Annotated in this window: 19 protein-coding genes and 1 tRNA gene; 12 read left to right on the top strand and 8 right to left on the bottom strand. The window is 49.2% G+C overall.

Annotated features, from left to right (window positions below):
- Positions 1-81 precede the first annotated feature (81 nt).
- Both ruvC and polC read left to right on the top strand, forming a co-directional pair.
- Positions 82-579 (top strand): crossover junction endodeoxyribonuclease RuvC, encoded by a 498-nt coding sequence (ruvC, locus tag MC24_RS08555; RefSeq protein ID WP_038054572.1) that lies wholly within the window; start codon positions 82-84, stop codon positions 577-579.
- Positions 566-4,669, top strand: a complete 4,104-nt coding sequence (gene polC, locus MC24_RS08550) for a DNA polymerase III subunit alpha (protein WP_038054569.1) — start codon at positions 566-568, stop codon at positions 4,667-4,669. The genes ruvC and polC overlap by 14 nt, the downstream gene beginning before the upstream one ends.
- On the opposite strand, the gene MC24_RS08545 is transcribed toward polC, so the two are convergent.
- Together MC24_RS08545 and proC are read right to left on the bottom strand one after the other, a co-directional pair.
- Entirely contained in the window at positions 4,666-5,205 is a 540-nt protein-coding gene (locus MC24_RS08545; RefSeq protein ID WP_038054567.1) for a GNAT family N-acetyltransferase, read from the bottom strand. The genes polC and MC24_RS08545 overlap by 4 nt on opposite strands.
- Positions 5,206-5,973, bottom strand: coding sequence for a pyrroline-5-carboxylate reductase (gene proC, locus MC24_RS08540; RefSeq protein WP_038054565.1), 768 nt, complete (start codon positions 5,971-5,973; stop codon positions 5,206-5,208).
- Between the two features lie 90 nt (positions 5,974-6,063).
- Here proC and MC24_RS08535 point away from each other — a divergent pair.
- The 6 genes from MC24_RS08535 to MC24_RS08510 all read left to right on the top strand — a co-directional run bounded on the left by MC24_RS08535 (position 6,064) and on the right by MC24_RS08510 (position 12,421).
- Positions 6,064-6,139: transfer RNA gene (locus MC24_RS08535), tRNA-Thr, on the top strand.
- Positions 6,140-6,202: 63 nt separating this feature from the next.
- Positions 6,203-7,462: a tRNA lysidine(34) synthetase TilS gene (tilS, locus tag MC24_RS08530; RefSeq protein WP_235280360.1), complete on the top strand. Its 1,260-nt coding sequence runs from the start codon at positions 6,203-6,205 to the stop codon at positions 7,460-7,462.
- A complete protein-coding gene (ftsH, locus tag MC24_RS08525) occupies positions 7,449-9,281 on the top strand; it encodes an ATP-dependent zinc metalloprotease FtsH (RefSeq protein ID WP_038054563.1) in 1,833 nt (610 codons plus the stop codon). The genes tilS and ftsH overlap by 14 nt, the downstream gene beginning before the upstream one ends.
- Positions 9,278-9,703: a thioesterase family protein gene (locus MC24_RS08520; protein ID WP_038054560.1), complete on the top strand. Its 426-nt coding sequence runs from the start codon at positions 9,278-9,280 to the stop codon at positions 9,701-9,703. The genes ftsH and MC24_RS08520 overlap by 4 nt, the downstream gene beginning before the upstream one ends.
- Positions 9,663-11,123, top strand: a complete 1,461-nt coding sequence (locus tag MC24_RS08515; RefSeq protein WP_038054557.1) for a B12-binding domain-containing radical SAM protein — start codon at positions 9,663-9,665, stop codon at positions 11,121-11,123. The genes MC24_RS08520 and MC24_RS08515 overlap by 41 nt, the downstream gene beginning before the upstream one ends.
- On the top strand, positions 11,117-12,421 hold the full coding sequence (locus MC24_RS08510) for a nucleotide sugar dehydrogenase (protein ID WP_004081274.1): 1,305 nt from the start codon (positions 11,117-11,119) through the stop codon (positions 12,419-12,421). The genes MC24_RS08515 and MC24_RS08510 overlap by 7 nt, the downstream gene beginning before the upstream one ends.
- Here the strand turns inward: MC24_RS08510 and MC24_RS08505 are convergent.
- From MC24_RS08505 to MC24_RS08490, 4 genes are read right to left on the bottom strand one after another with little or no spacing between them, the layout of a single operon-like run.
- Positions 12,408-13,115: a rhomboid family intramembrane serine protease gene (locus tag MC24_RS08505; RefSeq protein ID WP_038054554.1), complete on the bottom strand. Its 708-nt coding sequence runs from the start codon at positions 13,113-13,115 to the stop codon at positions 12,408-12,410. The genes MC24_RS08510 and MC24_RS08505 overlap by 14 nt on opposite strands.
- Positions 13,115-14,194, bottom strand: a complete 1,080-nt coding sequence (locus tag MC24_RS08500) for a Gfo/Idh/MocA family protein (RefSeq protein ID WP_038054552.1) — start codon at positions 14,192-14,194, stop codon at positions 13,115-13,117. The genes MC24_RS08505 and MC24_RS08500 overlap by 1 nt, the downstream gene beginning before the upstream one ends.
- On the bottom strand, positions 14,124-15,029 hold the full coding sequence (locus tag MC24_RS08495) for a DMT family transporter (protein ID WP_038054549.1): 906 nt from the start codon (positions 15,027-15,029) through the stop codon (positions 14,124-14,126). The genes MC24_RS08500 and MC24_RS08495 overlap by 71 nt, the downstream gene beginning before the upstream one ends.
- Positions 15,026-16,663 (bottom strand): putative manganese-dependent inorganic diphosphatase, encoded by a 1,638-nt coding sequence (locus MC24_RS08490; RefSeq protein ID WP_038054546.1) that lies wholly within the window; start codon positions 16,661-16,663, stop codon positions 15,026-15,028. Before MC24_RS08490 ends, MC24_RS08495 begins: the two co-directional genes overlap by 4 nt.
- Before the next feature lie 81 nt (positions 16,664-16,744).
- Here MC24_RS08490 and MC24_RS08485 point away from each other — a divergent pair, with 81 nt between their 5' ends.
- Genes MC24_RS08485 through MC24_RS08470 form a run of 4 tightly spaced genes read left to right on the top strand, consistent with a single transcriptional unit; the run spans position 16,745 to position 20,389 of the window.
- Entirely contained in the window at positions 16,745-17,755 is a 1,011-nt protein-coding gene (locus MC24_RS08485; protein ID WP_038054543.1) for a rod shape-determining protein, read from the top strand.
- Positions 17,755-18,378 (top strand): hypothetical protein, encoded by a 624-nt coding sequence (locus MC24_RS09720; protein WP_038054540.1) that lies wholly within the window; start codon positions 17,755-17,757, stop codon positions 18,376-18,378. Before MC24_RS08485 ends, MC24_RS09720 begins: the two co-directional genes overlap by 1 nt.
- Positions 18,375-18,719, top strand: coding sequence for a hypothetical protein (locus MC24_RS09715; protein ID WP_038054537.1), 345 nt, complete (start codon positions 18,375-18,377; stop codon positions 18,717-18,719). Before MC24_RS09720 ends, MC24_RS09715 begins: the two co-directional genes overlap by 4 nt.
- Complete coding sequence (locus tag MC24_RS08470) at positions 18,716-20,389, top strand: penicillin-binding transpeptidase domain-containing protein (RefSeq protein ID WP_038054534.1); 1,674 nt, start codon at positions 18,716-18,718, stop codon at positions 20,387-20,389. Before MC24_RS09715 ends, MC24_RS08470 begins: the two co-directional genes overlap by 4 nt.
- On the opposite strand, the gene MC24_RS08465 is transcribed toward MC24_RS08470, so the two are convergent.
- Together MC24_RS08465 and MC24_RS08460 are read right to left on the bottom strand one after the other, a co-directional pair.
- Complete coding sequence (locus MC24_RS08465) at positions 20,334-21,062, bottom strand: amino acid ABC transporter ATP-binding protein (protein ID WP_038054531.1); 729 nt, start codon at positions 21,060-21,062, stop codon at positions 20,334-20,336. The two genes, MC24_RS08470 and MC24_RS08465, sit on opposite strands and share 56 nt — an antisense overlap.
- A complete protein-coding gene (locus MC24_RS08460; RefSeq protein ID WP_038054528.1) occupies positions 21,059-21,709 on the bottom strand; it encodes an amino acid ABC transporter permease in 651 nt (216 codons plus the stop codon). The genes MC24_RS08465 and MC24_RS08460 overlap by 4 nt, the downstream gene beginning before the upstream one ends.
- Positions 21,710-21,719: the final 10 nt, after the last annotated feature.

Below are 21,719 nucleotides of genomic sequence, written 5' to 3'. Positions count from 1 at the left end.
GGTTTGGAAAAAACACCCTTCTCTTAAACACAAGGTATAGAAAACGAAAATATGTGAACAGTATAATGGAGGTTGGGTTCCTTGAGGATCCTTGGGGTAGATCCCGGCTATGGAATTGTGGGAATAGGCATCATTGAAGTGTCTGGAAACAGGATCTCTCACGTTTTCCACGGAACGATAGAGACTCCCAAAGATTTCCCAGGAGAAAAGAGACTGAAGCGAATATACGAAGAATTTTTGAAAGTTCTTGAGCGCTTCTCTCCAGACGAATGCGCCATGGAAAAGCTGTTCTTTGTGAAGAACGTTACCACTGCCATAGGTGTGGGGGAGGCACGTGGTGTACTTCTTCTCGCTCTCGCGGAAAAAAACATACCTGTCTTTGAATACGCACCGAACGAAGTGAAGGTTTCGCTGTCGGGATATGGAAGGGCAAGTAAGAAGCAGATTCAGGAAAATATAAAGCGTTTTCTGAACCTTTCGGAAATTCCCAGACCCGACGATGCGGCGGACGCACTCGCCATAGCTTGGTGTCACGCCCTTCAGAGCAGAACAAGGAGGGTAACACATGGAGAAAATTGAAAATCTGAAATGGAAAGATGTAACACTCGAGAGTATAGAGATAGATCCCGACGCTGGTGTGGTTCTCGTTTCTGTAGGAAAATTTTCCACCGAAGTGGAGAATCTTGTTCGTTTACTTGAGAAGGAAACGCGGTTTCGAGTCATCGTGAACGGTGTACAAAAAAACAACGGGAATCTAAAAGAGAAGATACTCTCCCTCCTCAACGGTAACGTCCCTTACATAAAGGATGTTGTTTTCGAGGGAAACAGATTGATTCTGAAGGTACTAGGAGATTTCGCACGGGACAGGATCGCCTCCAAACTCAGGAGTACGAAAAAACAGCTCGATGAATTGCTGCCTCCCGGAACGGAGATCATGCTTGAAGTCGTGGAACTTCCAGAAGATCTCTTGAAAAAAGAATTACCACAACCAGAAAAGGGAGAAGAACCAAAGGGTGAAGAAGTGAAGATCGAGGACGAAAACCACATCTTTGGACAGAAGCCCAGAAAGATCGTCTTCACTCCCTCGAAAGTTTTCGAGTACAACAAAAAGACATCGGTGAAGGGCAAGGTCTTCAAAATAGAAAAAGTTGAGGGTAAAAAGGCGGTCCTTCTGATTTATCTGACGGACGGAGAGGATTCTCTGATCTGCAAAGTTTTCAACGACGTTGAAAGGGTCGAGGGGAAGGTATCGGTTGGGGACGTCATCGTTGCTACAGGAGACCTCCTTCTCGAAAACGGGGAGCCCGCCCTTTACGTGAAGGGAATCACAAAGCTTCCCGAAGCGAAGAGGATGGACAACTCCCCGGTTAAGAGGGTAGAACTCCACGCCCACACCAAGTTCAGCGATCAGGACGCGATAACGGATGTGAACGAATATGTGAAACGAGCCAAGGAATGGGGATTCCCCGCAGTAGCCCTCACGGATCATGGGAACGTTCAGGCGATACCTTATTTCTACGACGCGGCGAAAGAAGCTGGAATAAAACCCATCTTCGGTATCGAAGCGTATCTGGTGAGTGATGTAGAACCCGTCATACGGAATCTTTCCGACGATTCATCGTTCGAAAATGCCACGTTCGTTGTTCTCGACTTCGAAACGACGGGTCTCGACCCCCAGGTGGATGAGATCATCGAGATAGGAGCAGTGAAGATACAGGGTGGGCAGATAGTGGATGAGTACCACACTCTCATAAAGCCTTCCAGGGAGATTTCAAGAAGGAGCTCGGAGATCACCGGAATCACTCAAGAGATGCTGGAAAACAAAAGAAGCATCGAGGAAGTTCTGCCGGAATTCCTTGGTTTTCTGGAAAATTCCATCATCGTTGCCCACAACGCCAACTTCGACTACAGATTTCTGAGGCTGTGGATCAAAAAAGTGATGGGGTTGAACTGGGAAAGACCCTACATAGATACGCTCGCCCTCGCGAAATCCCTTCTAAAACTGAGAAGCTACTCTCTGGATTCCGTTGTGGAAAAGCTCGGACTGGGTCCTTTCCGGCACCACAGGGCCCTGGATGACGCGAGGGTCACCGCTCAGGTTTTCCTCAGGTTCGTTGAGATGATGAAGAAGATCGGAATCACGAAGCTTTCAGAAATGGAAAAGTTGAAAGATACGATAGATTACACCGCGTTGAAACCTTTCCACTGCACGATCCTTGTTCAGAACAAAAAGGGATTGAAAAACCTCTACAAGCTGGTTTCTGACTCCTATATAAAGTACTTCTACGGTGTTCCGAGGATCCTCAAGAGTGATCTCATCGAAAACAGAGAGGGGCTGCTTGTGGGAAGTGCGTGTATTTCCGGTGAACTCGGACGTGCCGCCCTCGAAGGAGCGAGCGATTCAGAACTCGAGGAGATCGCAAAGTTCTACGATTACATAGAAGTCATGCCACTCGACGTTGTAGCAGAGGACGAGGAGGACCTGGACAGAGAAAGACTCAAAGAAGTGTACCGAAGGCTCTATAGAATAGCGAAAAAGCTGAACAAGTTCGTCGTCATGACCGGTGATGTTCACTTCTTAGATCCAGAAGACGCCAAAGGCAGAGCAGCGCTTCTGGCACCTCAGGGGAACAGGAACTTTGAAAACCAGCCCGCACTCTACCTCAGAACGACCGAAGAGATGCTCGAGAAAGCGATGGAGATATTCGAAGATGAAGAGATCGCAAGGGAAGTGGTAATAGAGAATCCCAACAGAATAGCCGATACGATCGAAGAAGTGCAACCTCTTGAGAAGAAGCTCCATCCGCCAATCATAGAGAACGCCGACGAAATAGTGAGGAACCTCACCATGAAGAGGGCGTACGAGATCTACGGTGATCCACTTCCCGAAATCGTTCAAAAGCGTGTGGAAAGAGAACTGAGTGCCATCATAGATCACGGGTACGCCGTTCTCTATCTCATCGCTCAAGAGCTTGTTCAGAAATCTCTGAGCGATGGTTACGTGGTTGGATCCAGAGGATCCGTTGGATCTTCACTCGTGGCCAATCTCCTCGGAATAACCGAGGTGAATCCTCTACCACCACACTACCGGTGTCCGGAGTGCAAATACTTCGAGGTTGTCGAAGACGACAGGTACGGAGCGGGTTACGACCTTCCCGACAAAAACTGTCCAGTGTGCGGTGTTCCTCTCAAAAAAGACGGTCACGACATACCGTTTGAAACGTTCATGGGGTTCGAGGGTGACAAGGTTCCCGACATCGATCTCAACTTCTCGGGAGAGTATCAGGAACGAGCTCATCGTTTCGTGGAAGAACTCTTCGGGAAAGACCACGTCTACAGGGCAGGAACCATAAACACCATCGCGGAAAGAAGTGCGGTGGGTTACGTGAGAAGCTACGAAGAAAAAACTGGAAAGAAGCTCAGAAAAGCAGAGATGGAAAGGCTCGCTTCCATGATCACTGGTGTGAAGAGAACGACGGGCCAACATCCGGGCGGTCTCATGATCATACCTAAGGACAAAGAAGTCTACGATTTCACTCCGATACAGTATCCAGCCAACGATAGAAACGCGGGAGTGTTCACCACGCACTTCGCGTACGAAACGATCCACGACGATCTGGTGAAGATAGATGCACTCGGTCACGATGATCCTACTTTCATCAAGATGCTAAAAGACCTCACCGGAATTGACCCTATGACGATTCCCATGGATGACCCCGACACGCTCGCCATATTCAGTTCTGTGAAGCCCCTCGGTGTGGATCCAGTTGAGCTGGAAAGCGATGTGGGAACGTACGGTATTCCAGAGTTTGGAACCGAATTTGTGAGGGGCATGCTCGTTGAAACGAGGCCAAAGAGCTTTGCAGAACTTGTGAGGATCTCAGGACTGTCACACGGTACAGACGTCTGGTTGAACAACGCGCGTGACTGGATAAACCTCGGCTACGCCAAGCTCTCCGAGGTTATCTCGTGTAGAGACGACATCATGAACTTCCTCATACACAAGGGAATGGAACCGTCCCTCGCCTTCAAGATCATGGAAAACGTCAGAAAGGGAAAGGGTATCACGGAAGAAATGGAGAGTGAAATGAGAAGGCTGAAGGTTCCAGATTGGTTCATCGAATCATGTAAGAGGATCAAATATCTCTTCCCGAAGGCTCACGCTGTGGCTTATGTGAGCATGGCCTTCAGGATCGCTTACTTCAAGGTTCACTACCCTCTTCAGTTTTACGCGGCTTACTTCACGATAAAGGGTGATCAGTTCGATCCGGTTCTCGTCCTTAAAGGAAAGGACGCCATAAAGAGGCGCTTGAGAGAACTCAAAGCGATGCCCGGTAAAGACGCTCAGAAGAAGAACGAAGAGAGCGTTCTGGAAGTTGCTCTGGAAATGATACTGAGAGGTTTTTCCTTCCTGCCACCCGACATCTTCAAATCCGACGCGAAAAAATTTCTGATAGAAGGAAACTCGTTGAGGATTCCCTTCAACAAACTTCCAGGACTGGGTGACAGTGTGGCCGAATCGATCGTCAGAGCCAGGGAAGAAAAACCGTTCACTTCGGTGGAAGACCTCATGAAGAGAACCAAAGTCAACAAAAATCACATAGAGCTGATGAAGAGTTTGGGGGTTCTCAGAGACCTTCCAGAAACGGAACAGTTCACACTTTTCTAATCCAGAAGAAGCGCCATGACAAGCACATCTTCAAAAGAGCCGTCGTCCCTTCTGACGGCTTTTCTCTTTATTCCCTCGAGTTCGAAGCCGAGTTTTCTGTAGAGACTTATGGCTCTTTCGTTCGATTTCAGAACTTCGAGCTGGATCCTTACGAAACCGTTCTTGCGTGCCCATTCTATAGCGCTCGTGATCATTCTGGTGCCGATTCCAATACCCCAGTATCTCTTTTTCACACTTATGCCTATTTCTCCAACGTGCTTCGTCCTCTTTCTTCCGAATCCTGTGAAGGTCAGCAGGGAAACGATTTCTCGGTTTATCTCTCCCACTATCATGAGTTTTCCGGGGTTGTTTCTGTACATTCTTATGTAGTTTCTTTCCGTGGAAACATCGTAAACCTCATCCGGTCGGGTGATCAGAAAATCCGTTTCCGATGTTACTTCTTTCATGTACTCCACGATTCTTTTCGCGTCCCAGATGCTGGCTTCTCTTATCAGGAGCAGAGAACCGTCTTTCAGGAGTTCCTTTCGTGGAAACATTCACTTTTCCTCCAGTTCGAGTGCCCTTTTGTAAGAAGACACCAGAGACTCTATAACACCACTTCTCACGGCGAACCTCTCCATTGTGATGAGTCCTTCTATGGTTGTTCCGGCCGGAGAGCTCACCCTGTGTTTCCACAGAGCCGGATGTTCGTCCGTCTCTATTAAAAGCTCCGCGGAACCTCTGAAGAGCCTGTAAACGAGTTTTTTTGCCGTATCAAATGGGATCCCCATCTTCAGTGCAGCATCGAGGAATGCCTCCACCATGACGAAGATGAAGGCCGGGCCACTTCCGGTTAGAGCGGTGATGGCTGAGAAAAGTTTCTCCTCTATTTCAACGACGAAACCGAGTTTTTCAAGGAGTGATTTGACGAGATTTCTTTCTTCAAGGCTCATGTCGGTGCTGAAGGCTGCGGCGAGCACACCTTCTCCCACTCTCACAGCGACGTTCGGCATAACCCTTGCCACCTTTTGAATATCGTACTTTCTTATCTCTTCGATTCTCAGGCCGGCAACTATCGAAAGAAAAATTCCGTCGAAACCCTTCAGTGTACTGAGCGCAATGTGGGAATCCTGAGGTTTGACCGCGAGAACTATCAGATCTGCCTCACGAACTTTTTCCAGATCGGCAACTTCGTATGGAAACGCATTGAATCGGGAGAGTTTTTCTCTGTCTTTTTCAACAAGGAAAATCCTTTCAGCCTCTTTCGAGAATTTCTCTGCGAAGATTGAACCCATGTTTCCAACACCGACGATACCGATCGTCATGATCTTCCCTCCCGGTCTTTTTGGATATTATACAACCTGAAGAGGTCTTGAAAATTCCTGTGTGACTGGTAAAATAGAAACCAGAGGGAGGCCAGCGTAGCTCAACCGGCAGAGCGGCGCATTCGTAATGCGCAGGTTGTGGGTTCGAGTCCCACCGCTGGCTCCATTTCTTTTTAATGGAGGGGTGTGAAACATTTCCGACGAATTTGAAGAAAGATTTCTGAATTTTTTGAAGGAAGAAAAGCTGCTTGAAGAAGGAGAACACGTGTTGGTAGCAGTCTCCGGCGGAATAGATTCGATGACCCTCCTGTACGTTCTGAAAAAATTCTCCCTCCCTTTGAAAATAACGGTCACAGCGGCTCACCTCGATCACAGGATAAGAGAGTCTTCCAAAAGGGACAGGGAGTTTGTGGAAAAGATCTGTCGCCAGTGGAACGTTCCTGTAGAAATAGCAGAGGTGGATGTTCCTTCCCTCTGGAGAGATTCGGGTAAGACACTGGAAGAGATCGCAAGAGAGATAAGATATGATTTTCTGAAGAAAACAGCAGAGAAAGTCGGTGCCACGAAGATCGCCCTCGCACATCACAAGAACGATCTTCTGGAAACGGTCGTCCACAGGCTGGTAAGAGGAACAGGCCCTCTCGGTCTTGCCTGCATTTCTCCAAAAAGAGAAGAGTTCATCAGACCTCTTCTTGTCTTCAAGAGGTCTGAAATAGAAGAGTACGCCAGGAAGAACGGTGTTCCATACGTCGTTGACGAAACCAACTACGATGTCAAATACACGAGAAACTTCATCAGGCACAGAATAATTCCCCTCATGAAAGAATTGAACCCCACCGTGGAGGATGCTGTCTATAGACTGGTTTCTGTCACCCATTTGCTGAGAAATTTCGTTGAAAGAACCGTGCAGGATTTTGTCGAAAAAAATGTCTGTTTCTACGAAGATTACGCTGTATTCAATGAACCGGAAGATCCTTTTCTCTTCCTCGAAGTCACAAGATGGGTGTTGAAAGAGATGTACGGAAGAATTCCGGAATATGAAAAGCTGATCGAAACTTTGAAATCGAAGAGAGTGGATCTCTGGAGCGGGACTTTCGTCGAGCGATCTTTCGGTTATACGGCCGTAGGGAAGACCGTTTTCAGGAAAAAATACCGGGTTGAGGTGAAAGATGAATCGCTGGAGATAGAAGGGTTTAAAATAAGAGTGGTGAAGAACAGAGACACTATGAAATTTTGGGTCAGAAACAGAAAAGAAGGTGATAGAATAATAGTCAACGGCAGAGAGAGAAAATTGAAAGATGTTTTCATCGAGAAGAAAGTCCCAACTTTCTACAGAGACAGGGTTCCTCTCCTCGTCGATGAAAGAGATCGGATTCTCTGGGTCCCGGGAATCGCCCGATCAGACTTTTTGCCAGAAGATGTGGTTGTGGAACTCCTGGAATACCCTGTCGGTTATGTGAAAGGAGGTACGTATTTTGAACAGGTCTAACATCTGGAATCTACTGTTCACGATTCTCATAATAGTAACACTCTTCTGGCTCGCCAGATTTTTCTACGTCGAAAGCTCACCTGTGTCCAAACTGAGTTACACGAGTTTTGCTCAAATGGTCGAGGACGAAAAAAGCGTGGTTTCAGAAGTTGTGATCAGAGACGACGGGGTGCTGAGAGTTTACACCAAAGACGGCAGAGTTTACGAAGTGGACGCTCCGTGGGCTGTGAACGATTCGCAGCTCATAGAAAAACTGGTTTCGAAGGGAATAAAAGTCTCGGGAGAGAGAAGCGGAAGCAGTTCTTTCTGGATAAACGTCCTCGGCACTCTCATACCGACGATTCTCTTCATTGTCGTGTGGCTCTTCATCATGAGGAGCCTCTCCGGAAGGAACAATCAGGCGTTCACTTTCACAAAGAGCAGGGCAACGATGTACAAACCCTCTGGGAACAAGAGAATCACTTTCAGGGACGTTGGAGGAGCGGAAGAAGCTATAGAGGAACTCAGAGAGGTAGTTGAATTTCTGAAAGATCCCTCTAAATTCAACAGGATCGGTGCAAGAATGCCCAAAGGGATCCTCCTTGTAGGGCCTCCGGGTACCGGTAAAACGCTCCTTGCGAGGGCAGTTGCGGGCGAAGCGAACGTACCGTTCTTCCACATCAGCGGTTCTGACTTCGTGGAGCTCTTTGTCGGAGTCGGTGCCGCGAGGGTGAGAGATCTGTTTGCACAGGCGAAGGCTCACGCTCCCTGCATCGTCTTCATCGATGAGATCGATGCCGTTGGAAGGCACAGGGGAGCGGGACTTGGAGGAGGACACGATGAGAGGGAACAGACCCTGAACCAGCTCCTCGTGGAGATGGATGGATTCGATTCGAAAGAGGGCATCATAGTCATGGCGGCCACAAACAGGCCCGATATCCTGGACCCTGCACTTTTGAGGCCCGGAAGATTCGACAAGAAAATCGTGGTCGATCCACCTGACATGCTCGGAAGAAAGAAGATACTCGAGATTCACACGAGAAACAAGCCACTCGCGGAAGACGTGAACCTGGAGATCATAGCGAAGAGAACGCCGGGATTCGTCGGGGCGGATCTGGAAAACCTCGTAAACGAGGCGGCGCTTCTTGCGGCGAGAGAGGGTAGAGACAAGATAACAATGAAGGATTTCGAGGAAGCCATAGACAGGGTGATAGCCGGACCCGCAAGAAAGTCGAAGCTGATAAGCCCGAAGGAAAAGCGCATCATAGCGTACCATGAGGCGGGACACGCCGTGGTATCCACCGTGGTTCCAAACGGGGAACCCGTTCACAGAATCTCCATAATCCCCAGGGGATACAAAGCACTCGGATACACGCTTCATCTCCCTGAAGAGGATAAGTACCTCGTTACGAAGAGTGAACTTCTCGACAAGCTCACGGCGTTGCTTGGAGGCAGGGCAGCGGAAGAGGTGGTCTTTGGCGATGTGACGAGTGGAGCAGCCAACGACATAGAGAGGGCCACGGAAATTGCGAGAAACATGGTCTGTCAGCTGGGAATGAGTGAAGAACTCGGACCCCTCGCCTGGGGGAAGGAAGAGCAGGAAGTCTTTCTTGGAAAAGAGATCACACGGCTCAGAAACTACAGTGAAGAGGTAGCGAGCAAAATCGACGAAGAAGTGAAAAAGATAGTGACGAACTGCTACGAGAGGGCGAAGGAGATAATAAGGAAATACAGAAAACAGCTGGACAACATCGTGGAAATACTGCTGGAGAAAGAAACGATAGAGGGAGACGAGCTGAGGAGTATTCTGTCTGAAGAGTTCGAAAAGGTGGTGGAATGATGGATTTTGATTTCCTTGAGGGGAAAAGGATCACAGAAGATGTGGCTCTCGACGAAACTATGGTGTGGAACGAAGACATCGAGATGCTCGATCTCCATCTCGTCGCGACTTCAGCTTTGATAGGGGTAGTTCACAGGGTGTCGTACGAGCTTTTGAGCAGGTATCTTCCCGACGATTACACGGCGGTTGTGGTGGAGAGCCTGGTAAGACACGTAAAGGCCGTCTCAACGGGGACGAGAGTCGCTGTTGGAGTCAGGGTGATTGGAGTTGTGGGAAACAGGGTGAAGTTCAGAGGAATCGTGATGAGCGGTGACGAAAAGATACTGGAGGCTGAATTCGTCAGAGCGATAGTTCCCAGGGAAAAGCTCCGGAGGTTAGCCCTTGAGAAGGCCGAGAAGACCTCAAGACTTTTTGGAATATGAGAAGGTGTTGAAATTCAGAGAAAGTGAGAGACAAATTGAGGAAACAGAGACAAAGGGCGACATTCGAGTCGCCCTTGTTGTTCCCTCCAGCTACGAAGTAGCGACCTCTGGACTCGCTTTCCACTACATCCAGAAACTCCTCAACTCCCATCCAAGGATCAGGTGTGAGAGATTCTTCTACGACGAGGCTTTCAAGAAGTTCTACTCTCTCGAAACGCAAACTCCGATAGATGAGTTCTACATATGGCTTTTTTCCGTGAGCTTCGAGAACGATTTTTTAAATCTCCTCGATATTTTGAAGAAAAAAGACGTTCCCCTTCTCTGGAAAGAAAGAAAAGATTATCATCCTCTCATAATAGCTGGTGGGGCGGTCACCTATTTGAACGAAGAATTCCTCATTCCGGTGGCGGATGCCGTCTACTACGGTGAGCTGGAAAAATACCTGGATCTGTTCACGGAAGCCCTCACGGGAGAAACGAAGCAGGAAATCTTGAGTTCTCTTTCCGGGATCCCCGCCGTGGAGGTTCCCTCTCTGAAAGAACACACCGAAATAGCAGCAGGAGTCGATCTGAACGATTTTTTGCCTCACTCCAGCGTTGTTCCATCGCTGGGTGTCTTTCCCGGAAAACTTCTGGTCGAGGTGGGAAGGGGATGTATAAGGCGCTGTGCTTTCTGCATATTTGGAAAGAATCTGAAGCCGGCAAGGTTCGTGAAACCTGAAAGGTTCGAAGAGCTGGTGAGAAACACTCCATACAGAGAATATGGCCTTATAAGCGCCACCATAACCGATTACCCCTGGCTCGAGGATCTCCTCGATATAGTGGAGAAATATCAACTGAGGATCTCAGTTTCTTCCCTGAGACTCGACCGTCTTTCGGGAAGATTGCTCAGGGTTCTCAAAGACTCCGGTCAGAGATCTTTTACGATCGCCCCAGAGGCGGGATCGCAGCGAATCAGGGATATTCTGCAAAAGGACATCACCGATGGACAGATAGAGGACGCCCTGAAACTGGCAAAGGAACTGGGGTTCGACAGGGTGAAGATGTACTTCATCTACGGACTCGAAGAAGAAACGGAGGAAGATCTTGAAGCCTTCAAGAAACTCGGAGATCTCGCGGTTCGGCTCGGATACAGGGAGGTCCACATGAGTTTCAATCCACTCATTCCAAAGCCGGGAACGGAATTCGAAAAAAGAAAAATGGAACCGGTTGATGTTCTGAGAGAAAAAGAAAAAATTCTGAAGAACCTGCTCAAGAACTTCAGAGTCGACTTTGAGAGCATCAGAGAATCTGTGATTCAGTACACGATCGCACACGCCAGAAAGGAAGAGATAGAAAGCTGGCTGAAATTCTTCGAAAAATCGGATAAAAAATTACTTGGTAAGTTGATTTACGAAGAGGGGAGGAAAAGACTGTGTTGAAAGAAAAACTTCTGAGCAAAACGGCCCTTCTCGGAGTGATCGGCCTCGGGTACGTGGGACTCCCGCTCGCCGTTGAAAAGGCAAAAGCGGGGTACAGAGTGCTTGGATTCGACATACAGAAGAAGAGGGTCGACATGGTGAACCGCGGGGAAAACTACATAGGAGACGTGGTCGACGAAGACCTCAAAGATCTCGTGGAAAAAGGTATGATCAGGGCCACCACAGATTTTTCCGAGATGAAGAACTGCGACGTCGTCACGATATGCGTTCCAACACCGCTCGGGAAGTACAAGGAACCCGACCTCACCTACGTCATAAATACTGCAAAGGAGATTGCAAAGTACCTCCACAGAGAAATGCTGGTCGTTCTGGAGAGCACCACCTACCCGGGAACCACCGAAGAAGTCGTCTTGCCCATACTGGAATCCACCGGGCTGAAAGTCGGGAAGGATTTCTATCTCGCCTTCAGTCCTGAAAGGGTGGATCCCGGAAACAAAATTTACAAAACGAAGAACACACCGAAGGTGGTCGGTGGTGTGACGGAAAAATGCACGGAGCTTGCGAAGATCCTCTATGAAAACGTACTCGAGGCACCCGTTCACACCGTCTCTTCACCGAGGGCGGCGGAGATGGCGAAGGTGCTCGAGAACACCTTCAGACTGGTCAACATCTCCCTCATAAACGAAGTGGCCATCGTCGCGCGAAGAATGGGAATCAACATCTGGGAAGTGATAGACGCTGCTGCAACAAAGCCCTTTGGATTCATGCCCTTCTATCCCGGACCTGGTGCGGGAGGGCACTGCATCCCGATAGATCCCTTCTACCTCGCTTACAAAGCGAAGGAGTACGACGTGAGGCTCGACCTCGTGGAGATGGCCGGTGAAATAAACGACTTCATGCCCGAGTACGTGGTGATGAGAGTTCAGGACATCCTGAACGAGAGAAAGAAACCTTTGAACGGCTCGAAAGTGCTTCTTCTTGGAGTCGCGTACAAGGGTGATATAGACGACACGAGGGAGTCGCCTGCGCTGAAGGTCTGGGACCACCTCGAAAAGAAGAAAGCGGTAGTTGAATTCTTCGATCCTTACGTTCCGGAAGTGAAGAGAGGAGACAGGATTCACCGACGGGTCGAACTCACTGAAGAGTACCTGAAAGGCGTGGACATCGTGGTGATCACGACCGCCCACAAGAACGGAGTTGATTACGACTTCGTTGTGAAGAACGCGCCCGTGGTCTTCGACACCAAAAACATCACAAAAGACGTGAAAGAAAACAGAGACAAGATCATCCTGCTTTGAACCTTCTGATCGCTTCGTCGATCTCCGGGATCTGTCTAATCAGGAAAACGTAAGAGAGAACGACGAGCGAAACGACGACTATCGCGAGGACCCTCCAGAGGGTCCTCCTTTTCCACGAGAAGGGTCTCATCGTGTATCCAAGAAGCATTCCAGACAGGAAACCTCCAAGATGAGCCGCGTTGTTGATGTTCGTGCCCGGGAGAAATCCGTACACAACGTTGATCAGAATGATGGGAAGAAGCGACATGCCGGTCACAGGTTTCATGAAGAAGGGTGTGTCCTTTCGAAAACCCGCCGCGAAGAGTATTCCGATGAGGCCAAAGATGGCACCACTAGCCCCGACGGAGATTGTGTCGTGGTAGAACACGTGCGTTGCCAGATTACCCACGATTCCGGTGAAGAAATAACCGACCAGGAACTTCTCCGTTCCGTATATATCCTCCACGATCAGGCCAAAGTAGTAAAGCGCGTATGAATTGAACAGTATGTGGAGTATTCCTCCGTGGACGAACAGGGCGGTGATCAACCTGAACCAGTCTCCCGCATCGACTCTGGGACCGTACTGGGCCCCGTATCTCAACAGAAGAAGCATCTGAAGGATAGGATCCCTGTTTGAGAAAACACCAGAGAAAGTCATCATCACGAATATGAACGCGTTGAAGAGCAGAATGAAATAGACAGCCCGTTTTCTCATCAAAGCTTTACTCCTTTCATCTCTTCTGTGGAGAAGTCGAAGGGGTACTTCACCGGTCTTCCTTCCAGGAAAGACCTGTATATTCCAAGGACTATCTCCACCGCTTTTTTGCCGTCTTCTCCAGAGATGTAAGGCTTCCTGTCGTTCGTCACGGCCTCGTAGAAATCTCTGTACACGTACTTGTGACTGTCTCCGTACACCGTGTCCGGATCCGGTAGATTCATGAACGGATGACCCTCTTCCCCTTCGAATCTCCAGGTGAGGATCCTGTTGACGGCGAGTCCGCCGATGACCACCGTTCCTTTCTCACCGAAGATAGCGAGTGTCTCTTCTAGGTTTCTCGGAAACACGTTGCTCGTTGCTTCTATCAGGCCCGTCTTCCCGCCTTTGAACTTCACGATGGCGAAACCTTCGTCTTCCGCCTCTATGTACGGGTGATTCGTGTTCGCTATGTGCCCGTAGATCTCCTCTATCTCTCCTCCGAGGAACCACTGAAGAAGATCTATGGCGTGCGTGGACTGGTTCATCAGGACCCCGCCGTCCATCTCCCAGGTACCTCTCCAGCTCGCCTGTTTGTAGTAATCCTCGTTTCTGTTCCACCTCACGGCGACAGACGCGTAGAAGATCTTTCCAAACGCCCCCGAATCGAGTTTTTTCCTCACTTCCTGAACGGGTGGATTGAATCTGTTCTGGAAGAAAACACCGAGTTTTAGATTCTTTCGCTTCGAGAGTTCTACCATCTCGTTCATGTGCTTTGTCGAAAGGGCCATGGGTTTTTCCACGAGGACGTGTTTTCCGGCTTCGAGCGCCTCCATGGTGATCTGGTAGTGTTTTCCACTCTCGGTGGCTATGGAGATCACGTCTACGTCTTCTCTTTTGAGGAGCTCTCTGTAATTCGTCGTTGTCTCGGGTCTTCTCAAGCCCGATCTTTCGAACTGTTCAGCGGCGCGGTTTGCCCTTTCTTCCACAAGATCACACACCACCACCGTTTCGAACAGATCTCGTGCTTCAATCAACGCTGGGACGTGTTTCTTCTGCCCGATTCTTCCGCATCCCACGAGCGCTATTCTCAGTTTCATACTGAACCTCCCTTTCGAAGATCAAAAGACCAATTATTACAAACACAACTCCTCCCACAAGGAGAGCGGAGGGAAGTTTCAGTTTCAACAGGTGTTCCGCCACGGCCGTTACAACTGGTATGTAGTATATCATGTTCGTTGTCGTTCTGCTTCCCAATCTCTCTATGGCTCTGTTCCAGAGAAAGTAAGCAAGGCCCGAGCAGACGAGTCCCAGATACAGAAGTGAAATCGCAACGGAAAGGTCCATCTCGTTTATCCGCCAGAACTTCCCGACTGAGAAGGGAAGAAAGAACACAACACCCCAGAACATGATCCCCGCGTTTTCTCTGAAAGAGAGACTTCCGAGTCTTTCTATGTGGTGAGTGTAGAAAACCCACGACAGAGCTGCACCGAAAGCGAGAAGGTCTCCGAGGGGATTCAGTTTCAGAACGAACCTGCCGTTCAAAACGACGAGGGCCACCCCGAGAAAGGACAGGATCACACCCAGGTACATCTTCGAAGTGGTTTTCTTTTTCTGAACGAGATGCGAGAAAAGGAGAAAGAATACAGGAGCTGAAGACACTATGATCGCTGCGTTGGTGGGCTCTGTGAACATGAGAGCGGAATTTTCAAACGCAAAGTAACTGAACACTCCCCAGAAACCAGCCATCACGATATTTCGATTGAAAAGCCTCGGTTTTCCACCTGATATGAAAAAAAGAAAGAAAAAGGCAAGGCTGAACCTCAGAAAACCCGCAAAGAACGGATCCAGAACCTGAACAACCACTTTAGTGGCAAGAAAAGAGATCCCCCAGAACACCACCACGAGCCACGCGAAGAGTCTTTCCAAGGTCATCTCTCCTTTCTCAGCACCTCACCGATCTTGGGAACGAAGTCCTTTTTTCTGGACATAACCCCCTTCAAAAGAAAGAGGTCGTCTTTTCTTTCCACGTTGAAGGCTTTTTCCACGAGTTTTTGATCTCCCTCCACCATAACAAGGCTTGCTTCTTCCACTGGATTCGTGAAGAGCACAAAGAAGTGATTAACACCGAATTCTCCCTTGAGAGATTTCAAAGCGTTCATGAAACGTTCTCTTTCTTTCAAAAGCGTTGAAAAGTCCGACGTCATTATTTGAGAGACGGCGAAGGATTCTTCGCCTATCTCGTAAACTTTCACATCGCGTTTCAAGAGTTCAACAGGGTCGACGTCTTCCGGTATTTTCATCCCTTCTTTCAGTAATTTCTTCGCGAATTTTTCCAGATCGAGCTTGGCAACGTCAGCTAAGAAATTCGCCATCTTCTTGTCTTTCTCTGTAGTCGTGGAAAGTTTGAAGAAGAGCGTATCGGAGACTATGCCTGAAAGCAGAATTCCGGCTATCTCCCTCTCCATCTTCGCACCGTTTTTCAAGAAGAACTCTGCCACTATTGTTGAAGTGCTTCCGACGGGTTCGTTGTAGAAAAACACAGGATTCAGCGTGCTCAGACCACCGAGTCTGTGATGGTCTATGATCTCGAGGATTTCCGCTTTCTCGACTCCTTCGGGTGCCTGGGTGATCTCGTTGTGGTCCACGAGAATCACCTTTTTCTTCACATCTTTGAGCAGATCCGTCCTCGTTATAACACCACAGAGTTTCCCTTTCTCGTCTTCTACGAACGCTGCTCTTATCTTCGAGGTGAAGACGATCTCTTTTACTTCCTCAAGCGTGTCTTTTTTCGTCACTGTGGGGAATTTCTTGCTCATCACGAGGGTCACAGGAAGTGAAAGGTTTATGAGCTTTGCCGCGCCGAACGCGTCGAATTTTACTCTCACAATGGCAGCGTTCTTTTCCTTTGCTATTTCAAGCACCCTGTTTGATACTGGAGCGTTGTTCACGACTATCATGAGTCTCGCTCCCTTTTCCAGGAGTGCGATCTGGGCTGGTTCATTGTCTCCCACGATCACCACGTCACCTATCTCCACTTTTCCCAGGAGTACGTGAAGTGCATCCACCGCTATGTGAACCTTTCCGGCCACGATTTTTTCCTTCATGTAGTCACACACGACCTCTGCTTTCAACACCCTGACGAGCTGATCGAATGGAACAGGATGAATAACCAGTGGTTCGATTTTCAACCTCCTCACATAAACCCTGGCGAGGTTACTCTCGGTGACCACCCCTATCATTTTCTCTTCTGAAACCACCGGGACGTTCTTTATTCCTTTGCTTTCCATGAGCATGGCCACGTCGTAGACGGAAGTGTCCGGAGGGACGAAAATGGGATTTTTCAGCTCGAGATCTTCAACGGTAGGTTCGAGCGTTTCAATGAGGAGGGGTGGATTCATTCCGAAATATTTGAGCACGAAGAGGGACTCGTTCGTGAGATCGCCGCTCCGAGCTGGAATGAATGTTTTTCCCTTTTCCACATTGTTTTTGAAGTGTGCGTACCCTATTGCAGAGCACACGCTATCGGTATCCGGGTTTTTGTGGCCTATCACGTACACTCTTTCCAATGCTTTCACCTCCACTACTAAAAAGATTCTATCAGATGATATAATCCTTATCGAGAACGTGACCATGGGAGGAGGAATACGGTGTTGAGAAAAGACATAGGAATAGATCTCGGTACGGCGAACACGCTCGTTTTTCTCAGAGGGAAAGGCATCGTGGTGAACGAGCCTTCTGTGATAGCGATAGATTCGAGCACAGGTGAGATACTGAAAGTCGGTCTCGAGGCGAAGAACATGATAGGAAAAACCCCCGCCACGATCAAGGCCATAAGACCCATGAAGGATGGTGTAATAGCAGATTACACCGTGGCTCTTGTCATGCTCAGATATTTCATAAACAAAGCCAAGGGCGGCGTGAACCTGTTCAAACCCCGTGTGGTTATAGGAGTTCCCATAGGAATAACGGATGTTGAGAGAAGGGCCATTCTCGACGCAGGTCTCGAGGCGGGTGCCAGTAAGGTCTTTCTCATAGAAGAGCCCATGGCGGCTGCGATAGGTTCAAATCTCAACGTTGAAGAACCTTCCGGGAACATGGTGGTGGACATCGGTGGAGGAACAACGGAGGTCGCTGTCATCTCACTTGGAAGTATTGTCACATGGGAATCGATACGTATCGCGGGAGACGAGATGGACGAAGCCATAGTTCAGTACGTGAGAGAGACCTACCGGGTGGCGATCGGTGAGAGAACGGCCGAACGGGTGAAAATAGAGATAGGAAACGTCTTTCCTTCCAAAGAAAACGACGAGCTCGAAACAACGGTTTCCGGGATAGACCTTTCCACCGGACTGCCCAGGAAACTTACTCTGAAAGGAGGAGAGGTGAGGGAAGCTCTCAGAAGTGTGGTGGTGGCTATAGTGGAGAGTGTGAGAACCACTCTGGAAAAAACTCCTCCAGAGCTCGTTTCCGACATCATAGAGCGCGGAATCTTTCTCACCGGTGGAGGATCTCTCCTGAGGGGACTCGACACTCTGCTTCAGAAGGAAACGGGAATCAGTGTCATCAGGGCCGAAGAACCACTCACCGCTGTAGCCAAAGGGGCAGGAATGGTTCTGGATAAAGTGAATATTCTAAAAAAACTTCAGGGTGCTGGGTGATGAAAAGACTGATTCTTTTTCTTCTCTTCCTCACCGTTTTCTTTCTGAACGAGACTTTCAACGTGTCCGATAAATTGAAGCCCTTTTTCTACAGGTTAACTTTTCCCTTCCTGAAGCTGAGAGCCACAGCTCAGGAGGTGATTTTGAGGCTTCAAAACAGAGTTTATCCGGGTGATGTTTATCTGGGATACAGTACTGTGGGAAACCTCTTCTTCGTGACCGGAGAAGGAGAGGATTATTTCTACATTCTGGGTGAAGCGAAAGAAGGTGCCATTGTTCTTGACCCGCTGGAGAAGAGGTTCCTTGGGATAGTTGTGGAAAAAGGCCCTATTTCAAAGGTTATGAGGGTGTTTTCTGACGAATTCGTGGAGAAGGTGAGGGTGGTAAACGATCGCGAGTCTGTTGTGGGGGTTGTCAAGGGGGGACACGTTCCCAGACTTTCCATCATTGAAGATATTGATGTGACGGGCTGGAAGGTGTACTTCGAAAGCGAAAAATGGAACGTGGCCTTCAAAGAGTACCTGTTCATAGGAACCGTGGCGGGACGGGGTGAGGAGTACTTTCTGTTGAACGTGACACGGGACATTCCGGACAGGGTGATCGTCATCGGGGTGGTAGAATGATTTACGCTCTTGCCTTTCTCAGCGTCTTCTGGGACTACGTCTTTCAGGACGTTTTGAGTTTCTTTCCCGCCTTTCTGGGGCTTGCCTTCTACAGGAGAAACATTCCCCTTTTGTTTCTTGTGCTTTTGATCAGGCTCTTTGCGCTTCCAGGATACTGGTATATCTTTGTTTTGATCGTATTTTTGATCTTTGACGCCCTGAGAGAACATTTCTCTTCGGTGATGCTCCCCGCTGTTGTTCTCGTGGCCGTCGGCTGTCTTGTCGGTGAGATCCAGATACTGCCGATTTTGCTCTCCACCACTGCTGGCATTGTGTTCATTCTGGGAGGATCTAAGCGGTGAAGAACAGGTTGATTCTGATCCTGATGGCCCTATCGTTTGTTTTGATCATCATGAAAGCCTTTCAGGTGCAGATCCTCGAACACGAGAAACACAAAAAATACATAGACCTTCTCCAGACAAGGCTCGTGAAGATCCCAGCTCCACGGGGAAGGATCATCTCCAGTGATGGAAAAGTACTTGCGAAGGATGAAGTGGTGTACGTTCTCGATCCGTGGCTGAACAGCATAGATGAATTGAAAAAGACAGAGCTCTTCACTTCCGAGGAGATTCTTTCACTCGTCAAAGGCGAATCCATAGTCATCGACAAAGCGAGAGCGGATGTGCTTTCGAAGGCTGGGGTGCGAGTTGTCATGGATTACAGGAGAAAGTACGAACCACTCGCACCACATGTGGTTGGCTACGTGAACGCCGACAGGACGGGAGTGTACGGTGTGGAGAGTGTGTACGACGAATTGCTGACGGGAACGGACGGCATGAAGATGGTCTTCGTGGAGCCGTCTGGCGCGATATCTTCCGAAGTCCTTCGAAGTCCTCCGAAACCCGGCGAAGACGTAACACTCACGATCGATTCCAGGATACAGAAAGTCGCCGAAGAATCTCTTGAAAAAACTGGAAATCCGGGCTCTGTGATCCTCTCTGATGTCAGAACAGGAGAAATCCTCGTTCTCGCATCGTTTCCAGGATACAATCCCCAGGATTTTTACGAGGGCTTCACAAAAAGAGAGTGGGAAAGGCTCGCCAGAAATTCACCTTCTCCTCTGGTCAACAGAGCGATATCGTCCGCGTACAGCCCGGGATCTTCCATAAAGGTCCTTTGGGCCATAGCTGCTTTGCTGAACGGAGTCGATCCAGAAGAGAAGATCAACTGCCGTGGAGTGTTCGATTACAGAAACAGCAAGGGAGAAGTGGTGGCAAGATACAAGGACTGGAAAGAGGAAGGTCACGGCCTCACCGATCTTAGAAAGGCGATCAGGGTCTCCTGCAACGTCTACTTCTATCAGCTGGGACTGAAGATCGGTGTGGACAAAATGGCGGAGGTTGCAAGGAAACTGGGTATCTTCGAAAAGACAGGAATAGACCTTCCAGGTGAGAAGAGCGGTACATTTCCAACCCCCGAGTGGAAGATGTCCAAGATAGGAGAACCCTGGTATCCTGGTGACACCATCCTGATGTCCATCGGCCAAGGATATCTCACAGTGACTCCTTTGGAGCTTTTGAAGCTTGTTTCACTTGTGGCAAACGAAGGAATATTCTACAGACCACACGTGGTGAAAAAGATCGGTTCAAAGGTGATGAAACCGGAGATTGAAACACAGGTTCAGATCGATGAGAAGATATGGACCTTTCTCAGGAACGCCATGGTCGACGTGACGTCCTTCAAAGGAAACGAGGAGGAAGACCCCGGAACGGCATACCACGTGTTCGGAGACTTTCCGTACAGAGTGGCTGGGAAAACGGGTACCGCCGAGACCGGGAGCGGTGCTCCTCACTCGTGGTTCATAGGTTTTGCTCCCGCGGAAAATCCAGAAGTTGCAATCGTGGTGATGGTGGAACACGGGGGATACGGTTCCGGTGTAGCGTCCCAGATAGCAAGAGAGGTTCTGGAAGAATACTTCAAACTGAAAGAAAGTGCTCAAGAAACTCCCGCGTCCTCTCGTTCTCAGGATTAGAGAAGATCTTCTCGGGAGGTCCCATCTCGACGATTCGTCCATCGTCCATGAAAACTACCCTGTCGGAGACGTCACGGGCGAATCTCATTTCGTGTGTCACGATCAGCATGGTCATACCCGATTGGGCCAGGTCCTTTATGACGTCGAGCACCTCTTTCACGAGCTCAGGATCGAGAGCGGAGGTGGGTTCGTCGAAGAGCATGAGCTCCGGGTCCATCATGAGGGCCCTCGCTATGGCCACCCTCTGTTGCTGTCCACCGGAGAGGTTTCCGGGCTTTTCGTTTATCTTTTCGATGAGACCCACCCTTTCCAGGAGCTTTCTCGCTTTTTCTACAGCTTCATCTTTCGGCATGTTCTTCACCTTCATCGGAGCGAGTATGAGGTTGTTCAGGACGGAAAGGTGCGGAAACAGGTTGAACTGCTGAAAGACCATACCTATGGAACTCCTTATCCTGTTTATGTTCCTGTGGGTGATGAGTTCACCTTTGAAATAGATCTTCCCCTGTTGATACTCCTCGAGCAGGTTTATACAGCGAAGAAGGGTGCTCTTTCCGCTGCCGCTCGGGCCGATGATGGAGATCACTTCACCCTTTTTCACCTCGAGATCTATTCCCTTGAGCACGTAGAGTTTTCCGAAGTACTTGTGAAGACCTTCGACTTTTAAAACGGTCATACTTTCAACCTTCCTTCCACGAACTTCACCAGTCTGGAAACGGAGAAAGTTATGGCAAAGTAGATCAGCGCGACACCACCGTATATGGGGAAACTCATGAAGGTTCTGCTCACGATGTATTGAGCGCTTCTCATGAGTTCCACGGTTCCTATCACCATGGCGAGGGAACTGTCCTTTGCGAGGGCGATGAATTCGTTTCCGAGGGCTGGAAGTATGTGCCGGAAAGCCTGAGGAAGAATCACATAGATCATCGCCTGTGCGTGTGACATACCGAGAGATCTCGCCGCCTCGTACTGTCCTTTTGGAACGGATTGTATCCCCGCCCTCACGATCTCGGCGACGTACGCACCGCTGTTTATTCCGAGCGCAACGACAGCGGCTGTGAACCTGTCGAACTCGAGTCCCAGCTCGGGAAGTCCAAAGTACACGAGAAACAGCTGGACCATCAGGGGTGTTCCCCTGAGAAACTCCACGTAGACAGAAGACGGATACCTAATGATCCGGTACTTCGAGAGTCTTCCCATGCCGACGAAGATCCCTATGGCTAGTCCCATGAGGACGGCCAGAGAAGTGAGCTGAAGGGTGCGCAGGGCACCCTTCAGAAGGAGCGGCAGATTATCCACAATCACTCTCAACCATTCTGGCATCCTTCATTCC

The sequence above is a fragment of the Thermotoga sp. Mc24 genome, from assembly GCF_000784835.1.
Taxonomy (GTDB): domain Bacteria; phylum Thermotogota; class Thermotogae; order Thermotogales; family Thermotogaceae; genus Thermotoga.
Note: the sequence above shows the minus strand (reverse complement) of the source record. Positions and strands in the feature narration are given on the sequence as shown.

What these genes read in the sequence shown, in the direction of transcription:
- polC (WP_038054569.1), top strand. Translation starts at nt 566, where the DNA reads ATGGAGAAAATTGAAAATCTGAAATGGAAAGATGTAACACTCGAGAGT.
- MC24_RS08545 (WP_038054567.1), bottom strand. Translation starts at nt 5,205, where the DNA reads ATGTTTCCACGAAAGGAACTCCTGAAAGACGGTTCTCTGCTCCTGATA.
- proC (WP_038054565.1), bottom strand. Translation starts at nt 5,973, where the DNA reads ATGACGATCGGTATCGTCGGTGTTGGAAACATGGGTTCAATCTTCGCA.
- MC24_RS08520 (WP_038054560.1), top strand. Translation starts at nt 9,278, where the DNA reads ATGATGGATTTTGATTTCCTTGAGGGGAAAAGGATCACAGAAGATGTG.
- MC24_RS08505 (WP_038054554.1), bottom strand. Translation starts at nt 13,115, where the DNA reads ATGAGAAAACGGGCTGTCTATTTCATTCTGCTCTTCAACGCGTTCATA.
- MC24_RS08500 (WP_038054552.1), bottom strand. Translation starts at nt 14,194, where the DNA reads ATGAAACTGAGAATAGCGCTCGTGGGATGCGGAAGAATCGGGCAGAAG.
- MC24_RS08495 (WP_038054549.1), bottom strand. Translation starts at nt 15,029, where the DNA reads ATGACCTTGGAAAGACTCTTCGCGTGGCTCGTGGTGGTGTTCTGGGGG.
- MC24_RS09720 (WP_038054540.1), top strand. Translation starts at nt 17,755, where the DNA reads ATGAAAAGACTGATTCTTTTTCTTCTCTTCCTCACCGTTTTCTTTCTG.
- MC24_RS09715 (WP_038054537.1), top strand. Translation starts at nt 18,375, where the DNA reads ATGATTTACGCTCTTGCCTTTCTCAGCGTCTTCTGGGACTACGTCTTT.
- MC24_RS08465 (WP_038054531.1), bottom strand. Translation starts at nt 21,062, where the DNA reads ATGACCGTTTTAAAAGTCGAAGGTCTTCACAAGTACTTCGGAAAACTC.
- MC24_RS08460 (WP_038054528.1), bottom strand. Translation starts at nt 21,709, where the DNA reads ATGCCAGAATGGTTGAGAGTGATTGTGGATAATCTGCCGCTCCTTCTG.